Source organism: Streptomyces sp. CB02923 (assembly GCF_001905005.1).
In the GTDB taxonomy this organism is placed as follows: Bacteria; Actinomycetota; Actinomycetes; order Streptomycetales; family Streptomycetaceae; genus Streptomyces.
The window spans coordinates 228,052-247,123 of record NZ_LWKZ01000023.1 but is presented as its reverse complement, the minus strand read 5'-3'; the positions used below and the strand labels follow the sequence as shown (position 1 = coordinate 247,123).

General features: G+C 73.5%; 17 protein-coding genes. 11 read left to right on the top strand and 6 right to left on the bottom strand.

Annotation, left to right across the window (positions count from 1 at the left end; all coding sequences use genetic code 11):
* Positions 1-9: 9 nt before the first annotated feature.
* The 6 genes from A6A06_RS19695 to A6A06_RS19670 all read left to right on the top strand — a co-directional run bounded on the left by A6A06_RS19695 (position 10) and on the right by A6A06_RS19670 (position 4,857).
* On the top strand, positions 10-858 hold the full coding sequence (locus A6A06_RS19695; protein WP_073762601.1) for an SIS domain-containing protein: 849 nt from the start codon (positions 10-12) through the stop codon (positions 856-858).
* Positions 851-1,561 (top strand): D-sedoheptulose-7-phosphate isomerase, encoded by a 711-nt coding sequence (locus A6A06_RS19690; protein WP_073762600.1) that lies wholly within the window; start codon positions 851-853, stop codon positions 1,559-1,561. Before A6A06_RS19695 ends, A6A06_RS19690 begins: the two co-directional genes overlap by 8 nt.
* Positions 1,562-1,712: 151 nt before the next feature.
* Positions 1,713-2,375, top strand: a complete 663-nt coding sequence (locus A6A06_RS19685; protein ID WP_073762599.1) for a DUF5947 family protein — start codon at positions 1,713-1,715, stop codon at positions 2,373-2,375.
* Between the two features lie 325 nt (positions 2,376-2,700).
* The gene (locus A6A06_RS19680; RefSeq protein WP_073762598.1) at positions 2,701-3,387 is read left to right on the top strand and encodes a TNT domain-containing protein; all 687 of its coding nucleotides are present in this window, start codon (positions 2,701-2,703) and stop codon (positions 3,385-3,387) included.
* A 39-nt stretch (positions 3,388-3,426) separates the two neighbouring features.
* Positions 3,427-3,684 carry a hypothetical protein gene (locus A6A06_RS19675; protein WP_242440891.1) on the top strand — a complete coding sequence of 86 codons (258 nt, stop codon included), beginning with the start codon at positions 3,427-3,429 and terminating at the stop codon, positions 3,682-3,684.
* 264 nt (positions 3,685-3,948) lie between these two features.
* Complete coding sequence (locus A6A06_RS19670) at positions 3,949-4,857, top strand: glycoside hydrolase family 19 protein (protein WP_199930999.1); 909 nt, start codon at positions 3,949-3,951, stop codon at positions 4,855-4,857.
* 156 nt (positions 4,858-5,013) lie between these two features.
* Here A6A06_RS19670 and A6A06_RS19665 read toward each other — a convergent pair whose 3' ends face one another.
* Positions 5,014-5,913, bottom strand: a complete 900-nt coding sequence (locus tag A6A06_RS19665) for an aminoglycoside phosphotransferase family protein (protein WP_199930998.1) — start codon at positions 5,911-5,913, stop codon at positions 5,014-5,016.
* A gap of 197 nt (positions 5,914-6,110) precedes the next feature.
* On the opposite strand from A6A06_RS19665, the gene A6A06_RS43525 reads away from it, so the two are divergent.
* From A6A06_RS43525 to A6A06_RS19650, 3 genes are all read left to right on the top strand, one after another.
* The gene (locus tag A6A06_RS43525) at positions 6,111-8,402 is read left to right on the top strand and encodes an ATP-binding protein (protein WP_079194150.1); all 2,292 of its coding nucleotides are present in this window, start codon (positions 6,111-6,113) and stop codon (positions 8,400-8,402) included.
* Positions 8,403-8,684: 282 nt separating this feature from the next.
* A complete protein-coding gene (locus tag A6A06_RS19655; RefSeq protein ID WP_073762597.1) occupies positions 8,685-9,971 on the top strand; it encodes a benzoate/H(+) symporter BenE family transporter in 1,287 nt (428 codons plus the stop codon).
* 128 nt (positions 9,972-10,099) lie between these two features.
* Positions 10,100-11,308: a M20 metallopeptidase family protein gene (locus tag A6A06_RS19650; protein ID WP_073762596.1), complete on the top strand. Its 1,209-nt coding sequence runs from the start codon at positions 10,100-10,102 to the stop codon at positions 11,306-11,308.
* 73 nt (positions 11,309-11,381) lie between these two features.
* On the opposite strand, the gene A6A06_RS19645 is transcribed toward A6A06_RS19650, so the two are convergent.
* Positions 11,382-11,960, bottom strand: coding sequence for a TetR/AcrR family transcriptional regulator (locus tag A6A06_RS19645; RefSeq protein WP_073762595.1), 579 nt, complete (start codon positions 11,958-11,960; stop codon positions 11,382-11,384).
* A 100-nt stretch (positions 11,961-12,060) separates the two neighbouring features.
* Here A6A06_RS19645 and A6A06_RS19640 point away from each other — a divergent pair, with 100 nt between their 5' ends.
* Together A6A06_RS19640 and A6A06_RS19635 are read left to right on the top strand one after the other, a co-directional pair.
* Positions 12,061-12,555, top strand: coding sequence for a nuclear transport factor 2 family protein (locus A6A06_RS19640; RefSeq protein ID WP_443333761.1), 495 nt, complete (start codon positions 12,061-12,063; stop codon positions 12,553-12,555).
* Positions 12,556-12,569: 14 nt separating this feature from the next.
* The gene (locus A6A06_RS19635) at positions 12,570-13,427 is read left to right on the top strand and encodes an NmrA family NAD(P)-binding protein (protein ID WP_073762594.1); all 858 of its coding nucleotides are present in this window, start codon (positions 12,570-12,572) and stop codon (positions 13,425-13,427) included.
* Here A6A06_RS19635 and A6A06_RS19630 read toward each other — a convergent pair.
* The 4 genes from A6A06_RS19630 to A6A06_RS19615 form a co-directional block, all read right to left on the bottom strand.
* Positions 13,399-16,422, bottom strand: coding sequence for a M48 family metalloprotease (locus A6A06_RS19630; protein WP_073762593.1), 3,024 nt, complete (start codon positions 16,420-16,422; stop codon positions 13,399-13,401). The genes A6A06_RS19635 and A6A06_RS19630 overlap by 29 nt on opposite strands.
* Positions 16,423-16,428: 6 nt before the next feature.
* On the bottom strand, positions 16,429-16,977 hold the full coding sequence (locus A6A06_RS19625; protein WP_073762592.1) for a hypothetical protein: 549 nt from the start codon (positions 16,975-16,977) through the stop codon (positions 16,429-16,431).
* A gap of 87 nt (positions 16,978-17,064) precedes the next feature.
* Positions 17,065-18,333 carry a S1 family peptidase gene (locus A6A06_RS19620; protein WP_242440831.1) on the bottom strand — a complete coding sequence of 423 codons (1,269 nt, stop codon included), beginning with the start codon at positions 18,331-18,333 and terminating at the stop codon, positions 17,065-17,067.
* A gap of 230 nt (positions 18,334-18,563) precedes the next feature.
* Positions 18,564-18,992 carry a hypothetical protein gene (locus tag A6A06_RS19615; RefSeq protein ID WP_073762591.1) on the bottom strand — a complete coding sequence of 143 codons (429 nt, stop codon included), beginning with the start codon at positions 18,990-18,992 and terminating at the stop codon, positions 18,564-18,566.
* Between the last annotated feature and the right edge of the window lie 80 nt (positions 18,993-19,072).

The window sequence follows — 19,072 nt, the reverse complement described above, 5'->3', positions numbered from 1 at the left end:
GGTGTGCCGATGAGCGGACCGGTCATCGGCGAGAGCGCGGTACGCGAGGTCTTCGCGCGCCGCGTCCCCGCCGCCCGCGAGCTCGCCGGAGCGGCCGGGAAGGTGGCCGCGGCCTGCCGGGACATGGCCCGGCAGTTCGCCCGCGGCGGCAAGCTGATCGTGTTCGGCAACGGCGGGTGCGGTGTCGACGCCAGTCATATCGCCGTGGAGTTCATGCACCCCGTCGTACGGGGCAAGCGGGCGCTCCCCGCGCTGGCGCTCGGCAACGACTCGGCGACGCTCAGCGGGGTCGGCGCCCGGCAGGGCTTCGACGAGGTCTTCGCCCATCAGCTGCGGGCGTTCGCCGGCGCCGGGGACATCGCGCTGGGCGTCTCGCCCGACGGCCGCTGCCCCAACGTGCGCCGCGCGCTGGCCCAGGCCCGGGAGGCGGGGCTGCTCACCCTCGTCCTGTGCGGCGGGGAGCGCGCGGACGCGCCGCCCGCGGACCACGTCCTGGTCCTCGGCGGTACGGAGCCGCTGGTCGCCAAGGAGGTGCACATGACGGCGTATCACCTGGTGTGGGAGCTGACGCACGTCTTCCTCGACGAGCTCGGGCCGTGGCGCGGAGGGCGCGAAGCGGACCCGGCCCACGACGCCGCGTGTGCGACCTGCTCGGACGAGGCGCGGCCGATGCGGGTGCGGCGGCTGCTGCCGGGCGGTCTGGCGCTGGCCCGCGAGGAGACCGGCGGCGCGGGCGGCCGCGACGTGGAGATCAGTGTGGCGCTCGTCGAGGCCGCTCCCGGCACCACCGTCCTCGTGCACGCCGGGGAGGCCATCGCGCTGGCGCAGCCGCCTTCGAGGGGAGACGCCGATGACTGACGTACCCGAAGGTGTACGGGATCCGTACACCTTCCTGTACACGACGACGGCTCCGGCGGGTCCGGCACCCGGTGACGGCCTGGCCGGCGAGGTGTCCCGGTCGACCCGGGACAAGGTCGCCGAGATCACCGCGCTCCGGCAGCGGGTCGCGGCACAGTACGCGCCGCTGATCGCCAACTGCGCGGCGCGCATGGCGGAGTGTTTCGCGGTCGGCGGCCGGCTGTTTGCCTTCGGCAACGGCGGCAGCTCGACCGACGCGCAGGGCCTGGCCACCACGTTCCTGCACCCGCCCGCCGGGGTGCTGCCCGGTGCCGTGCCGCTGCCCGCGCTGTCGCTGACCAGCGATGCGGCGGTGGTCACGGCACTGTCCAACGACATCGGTTTCGACGTGGTCTTCGCGCGTCAGCTCGCCGCGTTCGGGCGGCGCGGCGACATCGCGGTGGGCCTGTCCACCAGCGGCGGGTGCGCCAACGTCGTCCAGGCGCTGGAGGAGGCGGACCGGCGCGGCATGGTGACGGTGGCACTCGCGGGCCATGACGGCGGCCGGCTGACCGGACTCGGCGGGCTCAACCACCTGTTCGTCGTCCCCTCCGCCTCGGTGCACCGCATCCAGGAGGCGCAGACGACCGTGTACCACGCGCTGTGGGAGCTGACCCAGCAGGCGCTGCGGATGATCCGTGCGGAGCGGGGCGGTGTGCGGTGACGGCCGACGACGGCCCGGACGGCCGTACCGCCCCTCCCCCGGCCCTCGCCGCACGGGACGGGGAGCCGCAGGTCCAACGCCAGCCGCTGCTCCGGATCGGTTCGGGGCCGCCCCCGCAGCGTCCCGCTCCCGGCTGCCGCAGGACGCGGGCGTGACCACCGGGCACGGCCTGCGCCGTTTCCGTGAACCCTCCGGCCGACCGCCCGGACCGCGCTGTGAACTGTGCTCCGCGGCCCTCGGCCCGGACCACCACGGGCATGTGGTGGACCTCGACGACCGCGGCCTGCTGTGCGTCTGCCGGGCGTGCCGGCTGCTGCTCGCCCATCGCGGTGCGGCCCAGGGGCGCTACCGCGGCGTGCCCGACCGCCACCGTCACGTAAGCGATTTCGCGCTCAGCCCGGTGCAGTGGGAGACGCTGCAACTTCCGGTCGGCATGGTCTTCTGCTTCCGCAACTCCCGCCTGGGCCGTTACGTGGTGTTCTACCCGAGCCCCGGCGGCGCCACCGAGTCGCTGCTGCCGGACGCCGCCTGGGAGCGGGTGATGGCCGTCAACCCGGGCGTGTCCGACCTGGCCGACGACGTGGAGGCCCTGCTGCTGCGCCGGCTCGGCGAGCGGGTCGAGTGCCACCTCGTGCCCATCGACACGTGTTTCGACCTGGTGGGGCGGATGCGGCTGCACTGGCGGGGCTTCGACGGCGGGGAGCTGGTGCGGGACGCGCTGGACGCGTTCTTCGCCGGTCTGCGGGCCCGTTCGGCGGGTTACGGTGCCGGTGCGCACGGCGGTCCGGCGGCGGGCGGCGACGCCCGTGGGTGATTTCTCGTTCCGGGCCCGCGCGGTGGCGGACGCCGTGCTCTTCGAGGGCTGCATCCTCCACCCGTACCGGGCATCCGCGCCCAAGAACCCGCTGCGCTGACAGTTCGGCGTACTCGCGCCGCCGGGCGCGTACGCGCTGCTCGCGGTCACCGGCGGCCGGTTCCTCTCGCCCACCGACCCGCCGCGGTGGGCCGTCGGCGCCGCCGGATGCGAGAGCCGGCCCGCCGTGGCCGGAAAGCGGTGTGCCCGTGGCGTCTTCCGTGACGGTACGTCTACCCTGCGCTGCGCTGTACCGATGGATCATCAGTGCGAAGGGACCCCCCGCGTGAACCGCATACGCACCGTACTCGCCGCTCTCGGCCTCGCCGCCGGCCTGGCGGCGGCCCCGTCCGCGAGCGCCGCGCCGCTGCCGGACGACAAGGCCGCCACCGCACCGGCCGCGACCGCGCGGCACGAGCCCTGCACCGGGAAGTTCCACGGTGACGCCCGGCTCGGGCCGAAGTGGCTGCCGCCCAAGCAGCAGGCCCCGGTGGGCCCGCTGCTCAAGGGCTACCAGCGGACGGGGAAGCTGCCGACGGCGGACTTCCTGAAGAAGTACTGGGAAGGGCCGGCCGACACGGGCGGCTGGAAGTACCCGCCGAACGACGGCTTCGGCGAGGTCAACGGCACGGTGGACAAGGAACCCGCCAAGCTGCGCCCCGGCCAGCGGCTGGACCGGTTCGGCTCCGAGTTCGGCGGGTTCCTGGCACCGGCGGGCGACGCGTACGCCGAACGGTCCCTGCCCCCGCAGAACCTGAACACGCGGGACGCGGCGGCGCCTTGCGACTACCACGTGTACAAGGTCGCGAAGCCGTTCTGGGTGTGGCAGGGCAGCATCGCTCCCTGGTTCGAGCAGCCCGGCGGCGGACAGCAGATCAAGCTGGACGCGGTGTTCCTGGACCCGGGCCAGGGGCAGCGGCTGAACGTGAAGTGGCTCGTCGAGCACGGCTTCCTGACCGCCGTGGCGACGTGAACCCCGTGACGGCGTGAGCACCGTGACAGGGTGAGCACCATGGCTTCCTCCATGGACGTACCCGCGGACCGCCGCGCGGTGCGGGCAGCGTTGCGCGCGGCGGGTGTGGCCGACGGCCACTACCGCATCGAAGGGGTGCACGAACCGGCCCCCACACCACCGGACTTCCTGTTCCTGCGGCAGGCTCCGGACGGGGCGTGGGAGACCGGCGCGTACGAACGCGGCGCCCACCACGTCATCAGCCGCCACCCGGCCGAAGCAGCGGCCTGCGCGCACCTGTTCCGCCTGCTCACCTGACCGCGGCACGATGCCGCGGACACCACCGCGTCGCGGCGGGACGGGCCGGGCAGCCACCCTGCCCGTTTCGCCCGCGGCGGTGACCGATTGCTGTCCGATCCGGAATCTGGACCTATGACGTCTTGACTGGTACAGACCATGCGAGTTGAGTACCCCCAACCCTTGATCGCGCTTGCGAACCCGAGCGCGGTCCACGGGGCTCGTCGCGCGCCGGACGGTCCGTCGCCGATCGAACGCGGCCCAGCCGCACTGAGGAGTGCTCCCATGTTGCTCAAGCAGCGTACGGCCGCCGTGCTCTCGGCCGCCGCCTGTGCCGTGACCCTCACCGTCGCGGCGCCCACCGCCACCGCGGTGCCCTCCGCCGGCTCCGCGGCGCCCGCCGCGAGCTGCAACTTCACCGTCTGGACCGCCGGGAAGGCCTACGTCACCGGAAACATCGTCAAGTACACGAACGGCCAGTACTACCGCGCCACGCACGACAACCCCGGCTACGACCCGGTCATCAGCACCTGGTTCTGGGAGCCGTACAACTGCGGCGGCGGCACCACCCCCTCCGGCTTCGTCGTGAGCGAGGCGCAGTTCAACCAGATGTTCCCGAACAGAAACCCGTTCTACACGTACAACGGTCTGAAGGCGGCGCTGAGCGCGTACCCCGGCTTCGCCAACACGGGCAGCGACACCATCAAGAAGCGGGAGGCCGCCGCCTTCCTCGCCAATGTCGGGCACGAAACGGGCGGCCTGGTCCACGTCGTGGAGCAGGACACCAACAACTACCCGCACTACTGCGACGCCCAGCGGCCGTACGGCTGCCCGGCCGGCCAGGCGGCGTACTACGGACGCGGGCCGATCCAGCTCAGCTGGAACTACAACTACAAGACGGCGGGCGACGCGCTCGGCATCGACCTGCTGCACAACCCCAACCTGGTGCAGACGAACTCCGCCGTGGCCTGGAAGACCGGGCTGTGGTACTGGAACACCCAGCGCGGCCCCGGCTCGATGACGCCGCACGACGCGATCGTCAACGACCGCGGCTTCGGCGAGACCATCCGCAGCATCAACGGCACCATGGAGTGCAACGGCGCCAACCCCGGCCAGGTCCAGAGCCGGATCAACAGCTTCAAGAAGTTCACCCAGATCCTGGGCACGTCCACGGGCGGCAACCTGAGCTGCTGACGCAGGGGCCGCTTCCAACGCGGTCGGCTCTCTGACGCCGATGCCGCTCCGACGCGGTCACCTCCGGCCTGCCCCGCCCGTCCGACTGCGGACGGGCGGGGCAGGTTCCCGTCGGCACTGCCCCTCGGTACCGCCCCCCGGTCCTGCCCCGCTCCCTCAGCCCTCCTCCAGCACCGCCCGGATCACGTGCCGGGCGTTCCGTGCCATCGCCGGGTTCGTCCCGCGGTAGTACGGCAGTGCCAGCACCGCCTGCGAAAGGGCGCGCCCGCGGCCCCGCCGCCAGGTCGCGTCGTCCACGTCGAGCGCCTCGCGGAACACCTTCCTCGCGTCGGCCGGCAGCAGGTTCCACGCCGGGAACAGATCGCAGGCCGGATCACCGGCCCCCGTGCACCCGAAGTCGATCACCGCGGTCAGCCTGCCGCCGTCCACCAGCAGGTTGCCCGGCATCAGGTCGGCATGCAGCCACACCGGTGCCGCGTCCCGGTCCGGTGCCGCCAGCGCGTCCTCCCATACGGCGGTCACCGCGTCGCCGTCGATGCCTTCCTCCGGGATGCCGCGCAGTTCCCCGATCGCCGTCCGGGTCGCCTCGTCGAGCGCGGCGAGCGGCCCGCCGCGGTGGGCCCGTGGCGCGCCCGGCACGGTGACGCTCCGCATCGCCGCCACGAACCCGGCCAGGTCCTCGGCCAGCAGCACGGGCTCGCTCAGCGCCCCCGCCTCCGGGTTCTCGCCGGGCAGCCACCGGTACACCGACCACGGCCACGGATACGCCTCGGCGGGTTCTCCGGCCCCCAGCACCTCGGGAACGGCCACCGGCAGCCGGGGCGCGAGGCGCGGCAGCCACTCCCGCTCCAGCGCCACGTCCCCGACCCCGCCCTCGACCAGCGGCAGCCGTACGACCATGCCGTCGCCCAGCCGGTACATGGCGTTGACCGTGCCACCGGACGGAAACCGCTCCACCGGCAGCCCGGCCCACCGGGGAAACCGCCCGGCGACCAGCCGCCGCACGAGGGCGTCGTCGACGGGGTGCTGGCCAGGGTGCATCTGCTGGGCGCTCATGGGACGTCATCCGACCTCCCTGCGCGGATGAGCGTCAAACGCATTTCGGGCGGTGCGGACGCGCGGTAAGGCAGCCCTGTGGCCCTGCCTGCCGCGATCTTCACTCGCGAGGGTGGAGCTGCACCCTGCTCCCGTCGTCGGTTCCGCTTCCGCGGGACACTCGACGCGTCCGGCCGCTGTGGCGGGAGTTGGAGGCGGTGACGACGGAACAGAAGACGAACGGCCAGGACCGGGGGCCGTACGGCGAGGACCGGAGGCCGTACGGCCAAGGCCGGGGGCCGCGCGGGGCGGAAGTCCGCAACGAGGTGGTCGCGCCGGTCGAGGGCCATGTGGTGCAGGCCGGAGTCGTGCACGGCGGGGTGCACATCCACTCCGGGCAGGAGCACGCGGTGACACCGCACCAGTTGCCCGCCGCGCCCCGGGTGTTCACCGGCCGTACCGAGGAGCTGGCCGAGCTGACCGCCACGCTCGACGAGGCCACGGAGACCGGCGCCACGGTGATGATCTCGGCGCTCGGCGGGGCCGGCGGGATCGGGAAGACCTGGCTGGCCCTGCACTGGGCGCACCGGCACGCCGACCGGTTCCCCGACGGCCAGCTGTTCGTCGATCTGCGGGGCTTCACGCCCCTCGGTGAGCCGCTGCCCGCGACGGAGGCGGTGCGCGGTTTCCTCAGCGCACTGGGCGTGGCCCCGGCCGGAGTGCCGGCGGATCTCGACGCACAGGTGGGGCTGTACCGCAGCCTGGTCGCCGGCCGACGTCTGCTGATCGTGCTGGACAACGCCCGCGACACCTCGCACGTGGCCCCGCTGCTGCCGGGGAACTCCCTCTGTACGGTGCTGGTGACCAGCCGCCGCCACCTGGCCGGCCTGGTCACCACCCACGGTGCCCGCTCCCTGGGCCTGGACGTGCTCTCCGACGCCGAGGCCCGCCAGCTGCTGGTCGACCACCTGGGCAGCGAGCGGGCCGCCGCCGAACCCGAAGCGGTGGACGCGTTCGTGGCGTGCTGTGCCGGGCTGCCGCTGGCGCTGAGCATCGTGGCCGCCCGCGCCACCGCCCACCCCGGCTTCCCCTTGGAGCTGCTCGCCGAGGAGCTGCGCGATCACGCGACCCGGCTCGACGAGCTGGACGCCGGTGAGATCCCGTTGAACCTGCGGGCCGCGTTCTCGTCCTCCTACCACGCCCTCACCCCCGAGGCGGCCGTCCTGTTCGGCCTGACGGGCCTGGCGCCGGGACCGGACATCAGCCTGTCCGCCGCCGCCTCCCTCGCGGGCCTGTCCGCGGGCCGGGCCCGCGCGCTGCTGCGGGAGCTGGAGACCGCGCACCTGGTGTCCCAGCCGGAGCCCGGCCGTTACCGGCTGCACGACCTGATCCGCCTCTACGCCACCGAGCAGGCCCGGCACCACCTGGCGGAGGACCGTCGCGACGACGCGCTGCGGCGGCTGGTGGACTTCTACCTGCACACGGCCTACGCCGGTGACCAGGTGCTGGATCCGCACCGCGAGTCGGTGGTACTGGACCCGCCCGTTCCGGGCTGCCGTCCGCAGCCGCTGCCGGACGAGACCAGGGCGCTGGCCTGGCTGGACGCCGAACATGCCTGCCTGATGGGAGTTCAGCGGCTGGCCGTCGAGCGGCAGTGGCACCGGGCGGTGTGGCAGCTGGCTCCGACGTTGCACACCTACCACTGGCGGCGTGGGCGCCTGTCCGACCAGGTGTCCGTCGCGGAGGACGGGCTGTCCGCCGCCCGGCGTCCGGGGGACGAGGCCAACCGGGCACCGGCCCACCGCCTGCTCGCCGAAGCGTACGCCCAGGTGGGGCGGCACACCGACGCCCTTGAGCACCTCCACCAGGCCCTCGCCCTCGCCGAACGCACCGACGACCTGCCCAGCCAGGCACATACCCACCGCGTCCTCGCCTGGGCCTGGGGGCAGCAGGGGGAGAGCGGGCCCGCGCTGGACCACGCCACCCGCTCCCTCGGCCTGTTCCAGGCGCTGGACGACCAGGAGTGGGAGGCCCGTGGCCTCAACCAGTCGGCGTGGTACTCCGCGCAGTTGGGCCACTACGACCAGGCCCGTGCCTACTGCGAGAAGGCCCTGCTCCTGCACCGCGGCCACGGCAACCGCAACGGCGAGGCGCTGTCGCTCGGCGTCCACGCCTACCTGGGCCTGTGTACGGGCCGGCACACCGAGGTCCTGGAGTACGCCCGGCAGGCCCTGAGCCTCCTGCGCGACATCGGCAACACCTACCACGAAGCCGTCCTCCTGCACGGGGCCGGCCAGGCGCACGCCGCCCTCGGCCAGCACGATCAGGCCCGTGACGCCTGGCAACAGGCGCTGGAGCTGTACCGGAGCCAGCATCGGACGGGTGAGGCCGAACGCCTCCAGCTCCAGCTCGCCGAGCTGACCGAGCGGGGGCGGGAGCGGGAACGGGAGCTGGAAGCCCTCCCTCCGGAGGGCGCGCACCGGCCCCCGGACGGCCGCCCGCAGCCGTAAGACCGGACGGCCGCCCGCAGCTGTAAGAAGCGCGCGGCATCCGCACCATCGTCCCGCGGATGCGGCAGTCACGCGGATACGGCAGTTATCGGCCACGAGATCGCGGACGGGCCGATGTGCGGGGGTTCCGGTGGGATGCTGTCCCCGCACTTCGCCCGAAGATCCGGCCGACCTCGTGGCCGACCTGCAACAGGCACGGCAACAAGCACGGGAACAAGTACCGCAACAGGCACTGCAACAGGTACTGCAACAGGCACTGGAACGCGCTGCAAAGGAAGACCGTTGAGTTCGGACACCACGAGCGGCATACCGTCGGCCGGCATCACTCCCCCGGCGGAGGCGGAGCCGTCGGTCCGTCCTGCCGCGGACGGCTCACCACCGGCGCGGCGGAACCTGTTCCGCGACGCCTCGCTGTCGGCCGTACTGGCCGGTTTCGTGGCCGTCGTCGTGTCGTACTCCGGGCCGCTGGTCATCGTGCTGGCGGCCGCCGACGCGGGGCATCTGAGCCAGGGGCAGACCAGTTCCTGGGTGTGGGCCATATCCATCGGCAGCGGCGTCACGTGCGTCGCCCTGAGCCTGCGCACCCGTATGCCGGTCATCACGGCCTTCTCGACCCCGGGTGCGGCGCTCCTCGTCACCAGCATGGGCGCGTACCCGTACGCGGAGGCCGTCGGTGCCTTCCTCGTCACCGGGCTCGTCATCACGCTCGTCGGGCTGACCGGGGTGTTCGGCCGGCTGATGCGGCAGATCCCGACGGCCGTGGTGTCGGCGATGCTCGCGGGCATCCTGTTCTCCTTCGGCACCGGGGTGTTCACGTCGCTGAAGACCGCGCCGTGGATCGCCGGCGCGGTCCTGGTGGCGTACCTGCTGGCGAAGCGCTGGATCGCGCGGTACGCGGTGCTGCTCGCGCTGGCCGCCGGTGTGGTGTCCAGCGCGGTCACCTCACGGCTGGACATCCACATCGACCATGTCGAGCTGGCCAGGCCGGTGTTCACGGCTCCGGCGTTCTCGGCCGGTTCGCTCGTCGGCATCGCCGTACCTCTGCTCCTGGCCACCCTGGCGTCGCAGAACGCTCCCGGTATGGCCGTCCTCAGCGCGTCCGGTTTCCGGCCCGGGGACCGGCTGCTCATCGGTTCGACCGGCCTGGCGTCCACGGCTCTGGCGCCGTTCGGGTCGCACGCGATCAACCTCGCCGCGATCACCGCGGCGATCTGCACCGGGCCCGAGGCGCACCGCGACCCGCGCCGCCGGTACGTGGCCGGCGTCTCCTGCGGCTTCTTCTACCTCCTGATCGGCGCGTTCGGCTCGACGCTGGTCGTGCTGTTCGCCGGGCTGCCCGGGGAACTGGTCGCCGCCGTGGCCGGTGTCGCGCTCTTCGGCGCGCTGGCCGGTGGGCTGACCGGCGCGGTCAAGGAGGAGAAGGACCGGGAGGCGGCCCTGATCACGTTCCTCGCCACCGCGTCCGGGGTGACGATCGCGGGCATCGGCCCGGCCTTCTGGGGCCTGGTCTTCGGTGTCGTGGCGCACCTCGTCCTGACGCGTCTGCGCTCCGGGCGGGCGGCGGCCTGATCCGCGCGGCGGCGCGCGGGCCGTACGGACGGCGTGCGGATGGCGTACGGACGGCGTACGGACGGCGTGCGCACCGCAGCCGGGGCGGCCCTCTGGCCGTACGGGCGCCGCGATCTCATCATGGGCCCATGGGAGACGACAGCGACGGCACACTCCTTGAGGACGCCCGGCGGCTGCTGCCGCGGATCATCGCCGTACGCCGCGAGATCCACCGCGCACCGGAGCTGGGGCGCACCCTGCCCCGCACGCAAAACACCGTGCTGCGCGAACTGTCCGGCCTCCCGCTGGCCGTCGCGACCGGCGACCGGCTCACCTCCGTCACCGCCACGCTGAGCGGTGCGCGGCCGGGGCGGACGGTCCTGCTGCGTGCCGACATGGACGCCCTGCCCCGGACCGAGGAGACGGGGCTCGACTTCGCCTCCCGCACCCCCGGCGTGATGCACGCCTGCGGGCACGACACGCACACCGCCATGCTGCTCGGCGCGGCCCGGCTGCTCGCCGCCCGCAGGGAACGCCTGGCGGGCCGGGTGGTGTTCATGTTCCAGCCCGCCGAGGAGATCTGCGAGGGCGCTCGGCCCATGATCGAGGAGGGTGTGCTGGAGACTGCGGACGGCAGGCCGGTGGACGCGGCGTTCGCCCTGCACATCACCACCCGGCACGCGTCCGGGACCCTCCACCTGCGGCCCGGTCCGCAGTCCGCCGCCGCGGACATGCTGGCCATCACCGTGCACGGCCGGGGCGCGCACGCCGCCGCGCCGCAGCGGGGCCTGGATCCCGTGCCGGTGGCCTGCGAGATCGTCCAGGCGTTGCAGACGATGGTGACGCGTACGGTCAGCGTCTTCGAACCGGCCGTACTCACCGTCACCCGCGTCACCGCCGGTACGGCGTCCAACATCATCCCTGACACGGCGGAGATCGCCGGTACCTTCCGCACGCTGTCCGACGCCACCCGCGAGAAGGTCCGGGCCGGGATCGTCCGGGTGGCGGACGGTGTGGCGGCGGCGCACGGTCTGACGGCGTCCGTGGACCTGCCGGACGTCACGCCGGTGGTGGCCAACGACCCCGGCTTCACCGACCTGGTCACCCGCGCGGCGGCGGAGCTGCTGGGCCCCGGGCAGGTCCATCCGCTGCCCCACCCGATCATGGCCGCCGAGGACTTCGCGTTCGTCCTGCAACGCGTGCCCGGGGCGATGGCGTTCCTGGGGGCCTGCCCACCGGGGCAGGCCGCCGGGCAGGTGCCCGACAACCACGCCGGCCGGGTCGTCTACGACGAGCAGGCTCTGGCGGTCGGCGCCGCCGTACACAGTGCGGTGGCCCTGTCCTGCCTCACGGCATAGGCCGCGGACGGCCGACGGGAGCCGCGGACCGCCGACGGCCGACGGGAGCCGCCGTCGGACCGCGCCCGGCCCGCTACTGCCCCAGCACCTGCCGCGCGTACGCCGCGAGCTGCGCCCGCATCCGTTCGGCCGTCATGTCTTCCGTCCCGGCGAGGTGCTCGACGAGGTCGGCGCGGGTGGCGGCCAGCAGGGCGTGCGCGGTGAAGCCGCTGTCGGCGAGGCCGGGGATGCCGTCCAGCGTCTGCCGGAGGGTGGTGTGCCACCACTGGTAGTGCTCCGTCCGGTACGGGCTGCCGCTGCCGGCCTCCTCCAGTGCCAGGGAGAGGTGCCGGTTGGCGAGCTTGAAGCCGAGGACGGCGTCGAGCAGGGCCGGTACCCGTTCGTGCGGCGGGGTGGCGGGCCCGAGCGGTGCCGGGCCGTCCTCGACGGCCCGGCGCAGGGGTTCGATGCGCGCCGCGACGAGGGCGCGGATCAGGCCGGTGCGGTCGCCGAACCGGCGGAAGAGGGTGCCCTTGCCGACTCCGGCCGCGGCCGCGACGTCGTCCATGGACACGCCGCGGGGGCTGTCGCTGCGGGCGAAGAGGCCGTCGGCGGCGGCGAGTACGGCCTCCCGGTTGCGTGCGGCGTCCACGCGTTCCTTCCGTGCGCTCACGGCCTCTCCTTCGGTCACCCTGCACCCTTTACAAAACGGACTGCCGGTCCGTATGGTTAAACGGACTTGCGGTCCACATCATAGAGGAAGGGGCCCGACCGTGCCCGGTTCCGTATCCGATTCCGCATCCCCCGCCCACCGCACCACCACCACACCTGCCGCCACCCCCGCCCCCATGGCCCCGGCCGACCTGTTCCGGCGCGCCACGCAACTGGTGCTCGACAAGGACATGGACGGCTGGCTCGCCCTGTGCGCGGAGGACGTACTCGTCGAGCTCCCTTTCGCGCCGGACGGCTACCCGTCGAAGCTGGAGGGCCGGGCAGCGGTCGCCGACTACGTGCGGGACTACCCGGAGCACATCGACCTCCGCGAGGTTCCCCGCCTGAAGATCCACGTGACCGACGACCCGGACACCGTCGTCGCCGAGTGGCACGGCACCGGCCGCATCGTGGCCACCGGCGCGCCCTACGAGCTGTCGTACGTCGTCGTCATGACCGCCGAGAACGGCCGCATCACCCGCTACCGCGACTACTGGAACCCGCTCGCGCTCCCCTCTTCCCTGAGCGCCGCGAAGTCGTCGCCCACCGCACCGTGAGGAACGACGCCCCCATGGCACCTCCGCGGACCACCCGCCGACGCCCCGCCGTTCTGGTCACCGGGGCCACCGGCACCACCGGCAGCCGTATCGTGGCCCGGCTGGCCGCGCTCGGATGCGACGTCCGGGCGGCGAGCCGCCGCGCGACGCCGCAGGACGGCGCCCGGCCCGTCCGTTTCGACTGGTACGACCCGGCCACGCACGCCGAGGCCCTGCGCGGCACGGACCGGGTCCACCTCGTACCGCCCGTCGGGGACCGCGACCCGGCCGCCGTCGTGCTGCCCTTCCTCGACCGGGCCCGTGCGGCCGGAGTCCGGCGCGTGGTGCTGCTCGGTTCGTCGGCCATCGCCCGGGGAGGCCCTGCCGTCGGCCAGGTGCACGCCGTGCTGCCCGAGTTGTTCGACGAGTGGGCCGTGCTGCGGCCGTCGTGGTTCATGCAGAATTTCAGCGGCGGCCACGCGCACGCGCGAAGCATCCGCGAGGACGGGGTCATCGCGACCGCCACCGGTGACGGCCGGGTCGCGTTCGTCGACGCGGACGACATCGCGGCGGTCGCCGCGCACGCCCTCACCGACCGCACCGCCCCCGGCACCGACCTGGTCATCACCGGTCCCGAGGCCCTGAGTTACGACGCGGTCGCGGCCGTCGTCACGCGCGTCACGGGCCGGCCGGTCACCCACCTGCAGCTCACCCACGAGCAGTTGCGCGACCGCCTGGCCACCGGCATCCCCGGGGACTTCGCCACGCTGCTGGCCGACCTGGACCGTTCCATCGCCGAGGGGGCGGAGGACCGCACCACCGACACCGTCGAGCGCGTGACCGGCCGCCCGCCGCGCGGCTTCCTCACGTACGCGCAGGAGGAGATGCGGTAGGCGGGCGCGGCGGTGGCAGCGCCTGCCCGGACGCGGCGCCGCGTTCCTGGAACCGGTAGGCGCAGTACATCTCGGCATGCGTGAGAACCTGGTCGATCTTCAGGTCGTTGGTGCCGAGCAGGCTCCCCCGCCCCGCCACGGCAAGGGCCACCAGGCCGGGGTCGTCACTCGCCCCGAAGACGGTCACGGTCCCCGCCCACCAGAATTGCAGCCCCTGGTCCGTGGCCACGTTCAGGTCGACCTGAAGGTTCCTCCGTCTCCCTTCCCAGCACGCACGGTCCCACGGCACCGTGCCGGGCCACAGGACCAGGTACGGCCTCAGAGCGGCGCGGGCCGCCGACTGCTGATCCGCATCAACCGGAGGAGGCGTGAGACCGACGATCAACGCGGCGCAACTGGCAGCGGCGGCCACCGTGCCGCAGCCCACGAGGGCGCCCCGGACACAGCGCAGGACCGCCGCTCGCATACGTCCACCGGTGCGCGGGCCGGCCGTACGATCCGGCACACGCGCCGCCCGGCTCACCCGTCGCGGAAGGAGGAACCGTACGGTGACGATGAGCAGCAGGAGCACCAAGGCGACGTAGACGCCGCACAGCAGCATCCAGCGGCCGAAGACGACGGTGTCCCGCAAGGGCGGCGGCCTGGTCCAGCACTCCTCGATGTCGCTCCAGCCGCAGATCGCCAGTTTCGCGTGGACCAGCACCATCGGAGCCGCACCCGGCGCCGCGGCGGCGGCGCCGAGCAGCAGCAGCGGGAAGCGCCCGCGCATACGGCGGCCGGGGGCCACCGTGCCACGCCCCGTCAGCGCCACCGCCAGCCCGGCCAGCGCGATGCAGCCCGCGCCGACCAGCCCGACGGGGAGGAACGGGGCGAAGCCCGACTGCCCGTCGGCCGGATTGCGGCCGCTGCCCGCCTGCTCGTTCAAGCGTTGCAGTCCGGCGAGCAGTTCCGCCTGCAACGGCTCGCCCGCCAGAAGGAACGCGGGTATCACGGCCAGCGCGCACAGCCCCACCACCCACCACCGCGGAGCCGGCACGGGCACGTCCGTGAGACGCGCTCCGCGCCGTCCGGCGCCCCGGCGCAACCTGCGCAGTACCCAGGGTGCGGCGGCGAACATCACGGCCGCGGCCATGGCCGCGATGGTGAGGTCGTCGACGATGCGGCTCAGGATTCCCGCCGCCAGGTAACTGCCCGACGTCTGCGAGAACAGCAGCCCCGACAGGTCGAAGAACCAGAGCCCGAGCAGATAGCCGAGGAGCGGCGGCCCCACCAGCAGGGCCGCGACCACGGCACCCGGGCGCGGACGTACCTCACTCGCCAGCCACCACTCGGCGGTCAGGGCCTGCCAGGCGGCAAAACCCCACACCATGACCAGCAGCGCCACTCCCCAGACCAGACCCACGAGCGGGGTGTGCTGGACCACGGACCGCCACACCGCGACGGGCGGACCGAGCGGCAGCAGGACCTGTCCGGTCAGGATTCCGGCCGTGGCGGCGGCCGCCAGGGGGAAGGTACGGGCGGGCGGCCCGTCGCCCAGCACGGACCGCCATACGGCGCGCCACACCGCGAGCCCGAGGATGCCGGAGAGCAGGACGGCGTAGCACGTGCCGATCAGCCAGGGCTGCAGCTTCGGCCCCAACGCCCACCACAGCGAGTTCACGACCGCCGACAGCGGCTGGTAGCCGAAACCGACCAGGATGCCCGCCGCTCCCGCTTCGAACAGGGACGGGGACAGCAGACCGGCCGGATGGGCGACACGGTGCTCCCGCAGGGCCCAGTCCGGGTGGTACGAGAGCCAGCGCAGGACGTGCGGCGGAATGCGCATGCGCGGCTTGCCGGGGAGCGGGGGCGTGACCGGGCGGCGGAGGGCGCGCAGGATACGTGGGGCGCCGGTCCGTTCGGGGGTGGGTATGGGTGTAGGTGCGGGGGTGGATGCGGGTTCGGGGGCGCGTTTGTGAGCACGTTCCGCGTGGGGCAGCTCCGCCGCTGTCCGCAGCACCCGCGGATAGTCCGGGTGCCGTACGGCCGCGTCCGCCAGCAGTTCCCTGGCCCGCAGCACGGCGGCCCGCTCGAACCAGAGCAGCAGCAGCGCCACCGCCGTCTCGGCCACCGCGTAACGGATGTCGAGCGGCCCGAGCAGGAGGGACGCCAGGAGCGCGGGCAGGGCCACGGTCGCCAGGAAGGCCCACCACAGGGCGATGGTGAGCTGCGTGATGCCGATGTCCCGGTTGCGGACGTGTGCCAGTTCGTGGCGCAGGACACCGGGCAGCAGGTGGGGGTGCTGTTCGTGGTGCACCGCGAGCGCCAGTGACAGCACGATGCGGTAGCGGCCCGGAAAGCCCACGCAGCGGCCCGTGCGGCCGCGCTGGAGCGGGGCGAAGACCACGGTGACCGAGGCGGGTGCCGCGGTGTCGGCAAGGACGTGCCGTACAGCGTGGACGATGGCCGCGCGCCGCGGGTCCGCGGCCAGCCGGTCGAGGCCGACGGCGGTGCCGGTACGGGCGCGCCGCGCGTGGGCGAGGTAGAGGGCGACGGCCACCGCGCAGGTGAAGAGGACCAGAGCGGCGGTCTTCAGGACGACCGAGACCGCCATTCCGTGGACGCAGCTCTCGAAGTCGCGGGCGACGGCCACCGGGTCGAAGACTTCCGCGGACCGGGGGACGGCGTGGGGGAACGGCCCGGCGGCCGTGTCACGCACCGCGTCCGGGGCTGCGCCGCCCGGAGTCGTGTTCGTTGCCACGCCCCCGGCCGCGTCTCCGGCCGCGCCCCGCGCCGCGTCTCTGGCCGTGTCGGCGCAGGCGGTCTGCTGCTCCTGCCGGGTGCGGCCGAAGGCCTCCTCGGCCATGAACAGCGTGCTGCCGTGCAGCAAGGTGGAGGCCGCGACGACGGTGACGGCCAGCAGGGCGAAGCGGGTCACGGTGGCGGACGGCGGCGGGGGCACGTCCGGCCGCGGCCGTCCGCCGTACGGGGCCGGTGCGGCGGCGGTGCCGGTCACAGCCGGTCATTCCGTCGGCGCGGGGGCGGGCGCGGGGGCTGCCGGGGGCGGCGCGGTGCGGGCGGGCGGCTCCAGCTCCGCCCGGACCGACGCCGCGATGGCCGCGGCCTGCCGGGGCGTGACCGCCTCACGGAGGGCGGCTGCCGCGATCTGCCGTTCCAGCGCGTCCCAGTCGGCGTCGGCCGGTGCCACGAGCCGGGTCCGTTCGGGCACCGGACGCCGACGCCGTCGCCACCACCGTCGGCGTCCGGTGGTGGTACGCAACCAGCCGGCGAAGAGGTCCGAGGCCGCGCCGGTGAGCACCGCCAGGACGGCGGGAGTGATCAGGTCCACCGCCTCCGGGACGCCGAATCCCGTGGGCGTTCCGGACGCCCGGCGCCGGACCGGCCACCGGGCGGCGCGGCGCGGCATGCGACCCGCGAAGTAGGCGTCGGCGGTCAGATCGAAGTACGCGGCCTCCTCCGGCGCGCAGCTCGCCACCACCCGTCCGGCAAGGTCCCGGACGCTCGGTGCGGGCAGGGCGCGGCTCTCGGCCGGGGCGGGCTTTTCGTCCATGCGGTTCCCCCGAGGCTCGGACGGACGAGCCGAGGTTCCAGACTAGGCACCCGGCACCGGACGGAAAAGGCGAACAGGTGACCGGGCTCAGCCGCCGTCGGCCGCGCCCCCGCCCGATCCGATCTCGGCGCCCGTCGCTTCCAGGGCCCTGGTGACCGGCTGGAAGAAGGTCTCCCCGCCCCGCGTACAGTCGCCGCTGCCGCCGGACGTCAGCCCCACGGCCGCATCCCCGGAGAACATCGGCCCGCCGCTGTCGCCGGGCTCCGCGCACACGTCCGTCTGGATCAGGCCGTTGACGATGTCGCCGTTGCCGTAGTTCACCGTGGCGTTCAGGCCGGTGACGGTCCCGTCCGACAGTCCCGTCGTGCTGCCGGAGCGCTGCACACGCATCCCGACGGCAGCTTCGGCGGCCCGGGATATCTGCTGCGTACCGCCGTTCTGAAGGTCCACCGCGCTCTCCGGCCGGGCGCCCGTGTCGTCGTACGCCACCAGGGCGAAGTCGCTTGCGGGGAACCGGGCGTCGGCCACCGTACCCAGCGGCTGCGCCCCCGCCTGATCGGCCGACCAGGTCGCGGACCCCTTGCCGCAGTGGCCTGCGGTCAGAAACGCCGGAACCCCCTGAAGGGTGACGTTGAAGCCCAGCGAACAGCGCGCGCCCCCGCCGAAGATGGCGTTCCCTCCTACGGGAGACGCGCCTGCGCCCCCGTCGCCTCCACTGCCGCCACCCCTGCCACCGCTGCCACTGCCGCCTCCGCCGGTGTTCGCTCCGACTTCCTCCTCACCCGCCCCCGATTCACTCCCGCTTCTCGCGGCACCGCCCCCGCCGTGATAGCGGCGGAACTCGCCCGCCGACCGCTTGACGCTCGCCATGCCTCCTCCCACCTTCTCCACGGCCTGCGTGAGGGCGGCCAGCTTCTCGCCGGTGACCGTGCGGTCGGCGATGACGGAGACCCGGTTGGTCCGCGGGTCGATGGACCACGCCGTACCGGGAATGGCCGCGGTGTCGCTCAACGTCCGTGTCGCCGCCTGGAGTTCACTCGTGCTGTTCGGTACGACCCGCGCGACGGCCCCCTCCTCCTCGACCCGCGCGGCGTCTTCCGCCGACAGGACGTTCATCACGAGCCGCCCCTTCCCGGCGTCGAGGTACCAGCCCGCCGTCCGGTCGGCACCGAGGTCCGCCTTCAGGGACGCGGCGACCCGCGCGGCCGAATCGGAGGAGAAGGCCCGCGGGGGCCGCGGCCGCTCGGCGCTCGCGTTGGCCTGGGGCAGCACGATCGCCGCCGCCAGGAGCGCCGACGCCGCGCCCCCGACGAGGACACCGGTCCGCCTGTCCACATGGCGACGGCTCTTGCTCACGTATCGGTGGCTCACTTCTCCGACCTCCAGCTGGGCCACAGGGGAGCACACGGGAACGTGCGCCGCGGTGGCGCAGTTGCCCCCGTGCACGGTGGGCACCCGGTTCTACGGAGGACACGGCGGTACCGACTCAGCGCTCCTCGCAACGCGATGAATTCCGTCCGCCCGGCACATCGCGCCCTTACACTGCCCCTCTTCCCCTCTCCCCCGGCCCGACGGCCGGGCGGGGCTCACAAGTTGTCGCCCCAGCCACCCTGGATCATGGTCTGGAACGCCCATTCCCCGTTCCGCCGGATCAGGATGTCCGCGTACCGCAGCTGCTGACTCCTGCCCTCCTGCGTCATCGTCGAGTCCGTGAAGACCACGGCCATCGAGGGCGAGAGGAAGACGGGCGTCCTGGTGGACTCGAAGGTGATGTCCTCGTCCCCGTCGCCCATCACGTGCGTCATCGTCGCGACGAACTGCTCCCGGTCCCACTGTGCCGAACGGCCGTTGCCGGCGGAGTCGTCGCTCACGAGGTTGAGCGGGAACACCGCCATCTCGGCCATGCCCTCCACCTGCCGCTTCGCGCTCCGCGCGTCGTACTCCTCGAACCAGGCCGCCAGGCCCGCCCGGTCCTCGTCCGTCGGTACGTACCCGGTGTCGGGCAGGAAAGTCACGCGAACCCCTCCTCATGATCTTCGACCGCGCGCCCACCACCCGTGGCCGCACGGAAGGAAAGTACGCCCGCGAGCGACAC

Coding starts and splice junctions, on each gene's coding strand:
- A6A06_RS19695 (WP_073762601.1), top strand. CDS start 10: ATGAGCGGACCGGTCATCGGCGAGAGCGCGGTACGCGAGGTCTTCGCG.
- A6A06_RS19690 (WP_073762600.1), top strand. CDS start 851: ATGACTGACGTACCCGAAGGTGTACGGGATCCGTACACCTTCCTGTAC.
- A6A06_RS19675 (WP_242440891.1), top strand. CDS start 3,427: ATGGCTTCCTCCATGGACGTACCCGCGGACCGCCGCGCGGTGCGGGCA.
- A6A06_RS19670 (WP_199930999.1), top strand. CDS start 3,949: ATGTTGCTCAAGCAGCGTACGGCCGCCGTGCTCTCGGCCGCCGCCTGT.
- A6A06_RS19665 (WP_199930998.1), bottom strand. CDS start 5,913: ATGAGCGCCCAGCAGATGCACCCTGGCCAGCACCCCGTCGACGACGCC.
- A6A06_RS19650 (WP_073762596.1), top strand. CDS start 10,100: ATGGGAGACGACAGCGACGGCACACTCCTTGAGGACGCCCGGCGGCTG.
- A6A06_RS19635 (WP_073762594.1), top strand. CDS start 12,570: ATGGCACCTCCGCGGACCACCCGCCGACGCCCCGCCGTTCTGGTCACC.
- A6A06_RS19625 (WP_073762592.1), bottom strand. CDS start 16,977: ATGGACGAAAAGCCCGCCCCGGCCGAGAGCCGCGCCCTGCCCGCACCG.